The organism is Geminicoccus harenae (assembly GCF_019800005.1).
Classification (GTDB): domain Bacteria; phylum Pseudomonadota; class Alphaproteobacteria; order Geminicoccales; family Geminicoccaceae; genus Geminicoccus; species Geminicoccus harenae.
The window spans coordinates 1-6,230 of sequence record NZ_JABGCL010000081.1 but is presented as its reverse complement, the minus strand read 5'-3'; the positions used below and the strand labels follow the sequence as shown (position 1 = coordinate 6,230).

Below are 6,230 nucleotides of genomic sequence, written 5' to 3'. Positions count from 1 at the left end.
CATTGCGAACGATGAGGACTGACGCTCGACGGTTCCAGACCACCAACTGAGCTGGATTTGCAGCAGCACCAGGAGCGGCAGCTCGTAGAGCAACATGAGTGGCCGGGCGACTCAGTACCTGCCGTTCTGCCTGGAGCCGAAGGGATGAAGAAGTCAGTGTTCGAGCTCGCCGCACTTGGCTCCGGGATCGCTCAGCTGAACGCGCGAATGCTGCCGGTACTGCAGGGCCTCGGCACACCGGCTTGGGATGCAGCCATGCACAGCGAGGCGAGTGTCACTGCGCTGCGCGAAGAGGTGGCAGCGCTGCGAGGGCTGGCCAAGCTCATGGGGCTGTTCGAGCGGATGAGCAGCGCGCTGCACTGACGGATGGAGCGGCAGGTCAGCACCAACAGCGGCAGTGCTTGGAGCACGCTGGGCAGCCGGGCCGATCAGTACCTACCGTTCTGCCTGGAGTCGAAGGCCTATGCTATCCGCGGGTTCGTGCCGTGTAGCGAGGCACCGTTCGACGATATGCCCCGCTTGTTCGTGAAGGCGTGAGGGAGGAGATGCGCATCACCCCTCAAGGGCCTAGTGTGCGATTGGATCTCGACGAGTGGACGCCCGCTTCCTCAAGGCTCTTACCTGGCGTTCGCAGTCCGTCATGTAATCTCTGGTCACTGGGACAGCGTCAAACCTCTTGGCGAGCTGCATCTGGAAAACCATCAACGAGCCAAAACGAAATCCAATTTCACATAGTGTCAAATAGAATTCCCACATTCTAAAGAACCGCTCGTCATAGAGCGCGACAATGTGCTCGCGATTAGCAACAACACGATCGCGCCAATGGCGAAGTGTTTCTGCATAGTGCAGTCGGAGTATCTCCACATCGGTAACAATTAGATCTGTTTTTTTCGTCGCGGCAAATACTTCAGACAGTGACGGAAGATCAGCTCCAGGGAATATATATTTACTAATAAACGGACTTATTGGTGATGGCGTATCTGATCTTCCAATCGAATGCAGTATCGCAATGCCATTGACATCAAGCAAACTATCGATGTTTCGAAAAAATTTGCCGTAATTCTTTCGCCCAACATGCTCAAACATACCAACCGAAACTACTCTGTCGAATACACCTGCCTGCTCGCGATAGTCACGCAGATGAAACCGCACGCGGTCAGCGAGACCTGCCGCCGCTGCACGCGCCTGGGACATCTTGTGCTGCTCAACACTCAAGGTAATACCGGTGACATCAGCATCTGCTTCTTCAGCGAGATATAAGGCAAGCCCGCCCCAACCCGAGCCAATATCGAGTATCTTGAGACCCGTCGGTTCGAGAAGTAGTTTTGCCGCGATATGATGCTTCTTGTTTGCCTGTGCCGTGTCTAGATCATCATCCTTCGACACGAAGTAGGCGCATGAATATTGCCAGTCCTCATCAAGAAACATGGAATATAGCTTATCGGATAGATCATAATGATGGGCAACGTTGCGACGAGCCCGCTCAACTGGATTGCTTTGCCTAAGCCGCCGCATCATGCGCGGCAAAAGCGAGTTCCAAGCCGGCTTGCTGCTGTCGTTCCTTGCCGCGATCTCAAGAAGATCGAACAGCGTCCCCTCTTCCACCGTCAGCAGGCCATTCATGTAGGCTTCGCCAAGCGACAGCTCCGGGTTCAGCGCGAGCATGTAGTCAAGGTGGCGAGCGCCAAGGCGGACGGTGCAGCGAGGCAGGGAGCCGTCGCCATACTCATGGGTCCGGCCGGAACCGTCGATCAGATGGAGACTGCCGACGCGAACGACTGAATGTAGGATCGCAGGAAATAGCATATAGCTGTCCTCCGCCTCTGGATGAGGTGGCGGTCAATGCGCTTGGTGCGACCTAGAATAGATGCCGAGGCCTAAAGAGGTTCCCTTAGGTACGTCCCCCCATCCTCCCGGGAACGCCGTCGCTCCACGATCATTGTCATTCCGGAGCGTGCATGGACAGAGGTAGCCGGGTCAATGAGATCGAGAGGGGGGCGACCGACGCTATCTCGAAGGGTTGAAAGGTGAGCCATTGTTCGCACCAACGACAGGGATCCGGCGTTTCCTGCCGGAGGTGCTCACCTACACGTCCAATCTATCTGGCAAAGCTGGGGCGAGGGGTTCTTGCGCCGATCTCCCCGACCTTCAGTCTGGCAGTTGAAGGCACTTGCAGAAGGGGTAGCTGAAGGGATCCGCTCGGTCGGGCTCGAGCTGGATGAATTGATACTGCGGCTTCGCGCTGCTACGCGCTGGCAAAAGGCAGCTCGAACGCCTCGGGCAGTGTCATTAACCTGCGCGGAGCCCCCCGACTTGCAATAGTAAGCTTGGCACTGTGGGCCAAGTTAAAGAAACTACGTGTTCGGGGCAGATCGGTATGCGCACTGTTGAGCAGAATGCCTTTTTGTTAATTATTATTTTGATATCGCTGGCGTTCGCGTGGCTTCTTTGGCCATTCTATGGTGCGATTCTATGGGGAACCATTATTGCAATACTATTTGTTCCGTTGTACCGTAGATTGTTGAGATCGCTGAAGGGGCGCCGTAACCTTGCCGCCTTCGTTGCGGTCCTTATCATCATAGCGATCGTGATTCTGCCAATGACGCTTATCGGTGCGTCGTTGACCCAGGAAGCCATAAGCTTCTACGCAAAGGTCCAGTCGGGAGAGGTGGATTTTGTCCGGTCCTTCCGGCAGGTCCACGATGTCTTGCCTGGATGGGCAACCGATCTGCTAACCTACTTCGGCGTTGCGAGCCTCGGAGGGGTGCAGGAAAAACTCTCCGCCGGCCTCGTGGCCGGCAGCCAGTACATCGCTACCCAAGCCCTGAACATTGGCCAGAGCACGTTCGATCTCATCGTGAACCTGTTTGTCATGATATATCTACTATTCTTCCTGCTCCGCGACGAGGCCACACTATCCAAACGTATCCGAGATGCAGTTCCGTTGCGCGCCGAGCAAAAGCAGGACTTCTTCAGCAAATTCACGGTCGTCATCCGTGCCACGGTCAAGGGCAACATGCTCATAGCCCTTCTGCAGGGAACGCTTGGCGGGTTGATATTCTGGTTCCTTGGAATTGGCGCCCCGCTGTTATTGGGAGTAGTGATGGCCTTCTTCTCACTGCTGCCCGGGATAGGTGCAGGCATAATCTGGCTTCCGGTTGCAATCTACCTTCTGGCGAGCGCGGCTGTCTGGCAGGGCGTAGTCCTAATAGCGTTCGGTTCACTCGTCATTGGACTTGTCGATAACTTCTTACGTCCGATCCTGGTGGGTAAAGACACTAAGATGCCTGACTATGTTGTGCTTATCTCCACGCTAGGCGGTATCGCGACTTTCGGGCTCAACGGATTTGTCGTCGGTCCGGTCATCGCGGCCATGTTTATCGCGGCATGGGACATATTCACGGCGTCGAGACAACGCGTTGACGGCGACGGCACCGTGCGTTGAAGCCAGAGAAAGGACCGTGTTCGTGGAACGACATAGCGGTGGTCCCGATCGTGTTCTGACAGTCGGGCCCCAATTAGCTGAGATTTCCCAAGAAGGCCGCCGGATGCGCTAGGCGCGCATCACCCGCACGATCGCCTGGACCAGGCGGCGCTCACCGACGGGCTTGCCGATATTGACCGCCTCGGCCAGGACCGCGTTGCCCTGCAGCCGCGACGGCTGGTAGGCGGTCACCAGCACGAACGGGATGTTCTGCCGCGCCAGCGCTTCCGCCACCGGCGTCACCATCACGCCATGGAGGTTGACGTCGAGCACAGCGACGTCCGGAAGCCGGGTGCCCAGCAGGTCGAGCGCTTCCTCGACGCTGGTCACCGGCCCCAGCACCTGCCAGCCCTGCGCCAGGATGATGGCCTCCAGCTCCATGGCGAGCAGGAACTCGTCCTCGACCACCAGCACCAGAGGCGTGGGTGATGGCGCATGTGAACCCGCCCGGTCGGGCACCGGTCCTCCTGATGCTCAGCGCATCGGCAGGTTGATCTCCGCCTGCAAACCGCTGGTTGCGAAGGTCAGTTCCGCCCGCCCGTGCAGATAGCGCGCCGCTGCGTCGATCAGCCGGGTGCCGAAGCTGCGGGTGGCCGGCTGCTGCACCGTCGGCCCACCTTCCTCCCGCCAGCGCAGCGCCAGGTGCTGATCACCCGCCGCACCGCCGAGCGTCCAGCCGACCCGCACCCGGCCACCCGGCACCGACAGGGCGCCGTGCTTGACGGCATTGGTGCCCAGCTCATGCAGGATCATGCCGAGCGGCAGCATCTGCGCAGGCGTCAGGAGAACGCCTGGACTTGCCTCGATGACCACTGCCTCGCTGCCCAGCATGGTGGACAGCCGCGCGGCCAGCTCGTGCAGGTCGGGCCGGACCTGGCCGGGCAGGGACAGGTCGTAGGCCTTGATGAGGGCGTCCAGCCGGCCGAGGAAGGCGTCCCGGTAGTCTGATGCGGAGCGGTCCTTCACCTCGGTCTGCCGTGCCAGGGCGTGGACGATCGCCAGCAGGTTCTTCAGCCGGTGCTGGATCTCACCGATCACCAGATCCTTCTCGTGATTGATCCGGCGGCGCTCGGTGACGTCCTCGATGACGATCAGCAGGCTCGGGCTGTTGTTGTCCGGGTGGAACAGGCGCTTAGCGCTCAAGAGCATGATGCGCTGCCCGATGCCCGGGAAGTCGTGGCTCAGCTCGTAGTCAACGATAGCGTGCGCCTTGGGCACCACCTCCTGGAGCAGCTGGCGCAGCTCGGGGATGTTCCACTGCCCATCGCCCAGCTCGTAGATGGGCCGGCCGATCGTCTCGTCGCGGCTGACCTTGAAGGTCTCAAAGAACGCGCGACTGGCACTGTGCACGCACAAGGCCTGGTCGAGGACCAGCAAGGGATCGTCGATGGTGTCCACGATGCCCTGGGCCTGGACATGCTCGGTGCGCAGCAGGCGGTAGAGGTCTTCCAGGTTCACAGCCACACCTTCCCGCGCGAAGAAGCCGAAGCGCACTTTGTGCGCATGAGGTCGCCTTACTATGGTCGCCCCGACTCCTCGCGGGCAACTGTGTTGGCTGCCGGAAAGGAGGCGCCTTGAGTCCTCAATCCCGCCTCGATAGGGCGGCGGATGGCTTCCTCAGTCGCACGCGGGGCCCGCTACTGATACCTTGCCGGCTGCAAATGCGGCCTTCCCTACTGTTCTGCAACGTATGCTGCGTTGAACTCGCGAAAATTGGCACGGACCCGCTCAACGGTGGTCTCGTCCTGGATGTCCACCGAAACCTCGATGTCGCCGTTCAAGGCAGGACTGCCTTCATTCTCCAGGTTCTGCACATCGGCCTCATCATCTGATCCGGCCTTTTCCTCCCCAGCCGTATTCTCGGCACCGGCGGCAGCCACGAAGATGTTGGTCCGTTCCAGTCCAAGCTCCTGGACCAGGTGCTCTACCGCCATTTCGGCATTGCGCCGGGTCTTAAACCTGCTGATGAGGGTGACGCTCACGTGTCTCTCCTTGGCAGCGGATGGCAGTCGCGGGGGTGACGGCCGGTCCTTGCTGTCTCAACAACGGCCAGCTGGTGCATAAGTACCGAGGCCGCAAGCCATCCAGGCATAAGCAAGTACATCTAGGCTGTAGGTCTCTCTATTCGGCTATTGCGCCAGTAGAGCGCCACGAAGATTGGAAGGAATAGTGCGATCTGCGTTAGAAGATTCGTAATATCGAAAGGATTGTATATGCTCAATGCACCGCTAATACCGCTGTAAAAACTTGTAGATCTTGCAAATGCGCCAACTACTGCAGCTGCATTTGCCATCACGGCCAAGACAAGCCATGCACTGGCAAACCGCATGAGCGTCTTATTCATCAGGATCACTGTCCTTGGCGTTATCCGCAGGAGTTTAGTAGGCGCAGTCTCTTCCAGCTGTAGGCCAGCCTTTATTAGGCGGCGGATGACTTGCTCAGTCGCACGCCTAGCCCACCAGCCTCCTCGATGACGCCTGCCGCTCGCCGGCCATGCAGCCGCCTTGTGCCTTTGGCTCACACAATGTTGCCTCCGACCAGGCTACCCATTCGAGGAAGCACGAGGGCGTCGTGTGTTCCATCTGAGGTGTGACCTTGCCCCCTGATTGCCCCCGTTCATAACCAGAGTCCGTTCTGGTCGTGGTCCTGTCTGGACCGGGTTGCGACCTCGTTCGGGGTGAGGCCGCCGAGGCTCGTGTGGGGCCGGTGGCCGTTGTAGTCGTCCCGCCAAGCATCGATGATCCGT

7 protein-coding genes are annotated in these 6,230 nt (G+C 59.0%); 2 read left to right on the top strand and 5 right to left on the bottom strand.

Going from position 1 to position 6,230, the window contains the following annotated elements; translation table 11 throughout:
* The first annotated feature begins 144 nt into the window (after window positions 1-144).
* Window positions 145-363 (top strand): hypothetical protein, encoded by a 219-nt coding sequence (locus HLA95_RS26445; RefSeq protein ID WP_191060326.1) that lies wholly within the window; start codon window positions 145-147, stop codon window positions 361-363.
* Window positions 364-567: 204 nt separating this feature from the next.
* Here the strand turns inward: HLA95_RS26445 and HLA95_RS26440 are convergent, their stop codons facing one another.
* Entirely contained in the window at window positions 568-1,806 is a 1,239-nt protein-coding gene (locus tag HLA95_RS26440; RefSeq protein WP_191060327.1) for an SAM-dependent methyltransferase, read from the bottom strand.
* Between the two features lie 571 nt (window positions 1,807-2,377).
* Here HLA95_RS26440 and HLA95_RS26435 point away from each other — a divergent pair.
* Complete coding sequence (locus tag HLA95_RS26435; RefSeq protein ID WP_191060328.1) at window positions 2,378-3,445, top strand: AI-2E family transporter; 1,068 nt, start codon at window positions 2,378-2,380, stop codon at window positions 3,443-3,445.
* 108 nt (window positions 3,446-3,553) lie between these two features.
* Here HLA95_RS26435 and HLA95_RS26430 read toward each other — a convergent pair whose 3' ends face one another.
* From HLA95_RS26430 to HLA95_RS26415, 4 genes are all read right to left on the bottom strand, one after another.
* The gene (locus HLA95_RS26430) at window positions 3,554-3,943 is read right to left on the bottom strand and encodes a response regulator (protein ID WP_222185027.1); all 390 of its coding nucleotides are present in this window, start codon (window positions 3,941-3,943) and stop codon (window positions 3,554-3,556) included.
* Window positions 3,944-3,958: 15 nt separating this feature from the next.
* On the bottom strand, window positions 3,959-4,942 hold the full coding sequence (locus HLA95_RS26425; protein WP_191060329.1) for a sensor histidine kinase: 984 nt from the start codon (window positions 4,940-4,942) through the stop codon (window positions 3,959-3,961).
* Between the two features lie 215 nt (window positions 4,943-5,157).
* Window positions 5,158-5,466 (bottom strand): hypothetical protein, encoded by a 309-nt coding sequence (locus HLA95_RS26420; protein WP_191060330.1) that lies wholly within the window; start codon window positions 5,464-5,466, stop codon window positions 5,158-5,160.
* Between the two features lie 634 nt (window positions 5,467-6,100).
* On the bottom strand, window positions 6,101-6,230 hold a 130-nt coding region (locus tag HLA95_RS26415; RefSeq protein ID WP_222182689.1), incomplete at its 5' end, for an integrase core domain-containing protein.

Excerpts from the sequence above, each read along its gene's own strand:
- HLA95_RS26445 (WP_191060326.1), top strand. The coding sequence starts at position 145 with ATGAAGAAGTCAGTGTTCGAGCTCGCCGCACTTGGCTCCGGGATCGCT.
- HLA95_RS26440 (WP_191060327.1), bottom strand. The coding sequence starts at position 1,806 with ATGCTATTTCCTGCGATCCTACATTCAGTCGTTCGCGTCGGCAGTCTC.
- HLA95_RS26435 (WP_191060328.1), top strand. The coding sequence starts at position 2,378 with ATGCGCACTGTTGAGCAGAATGCCTTTTTGTTAATTATTATTTTGATA.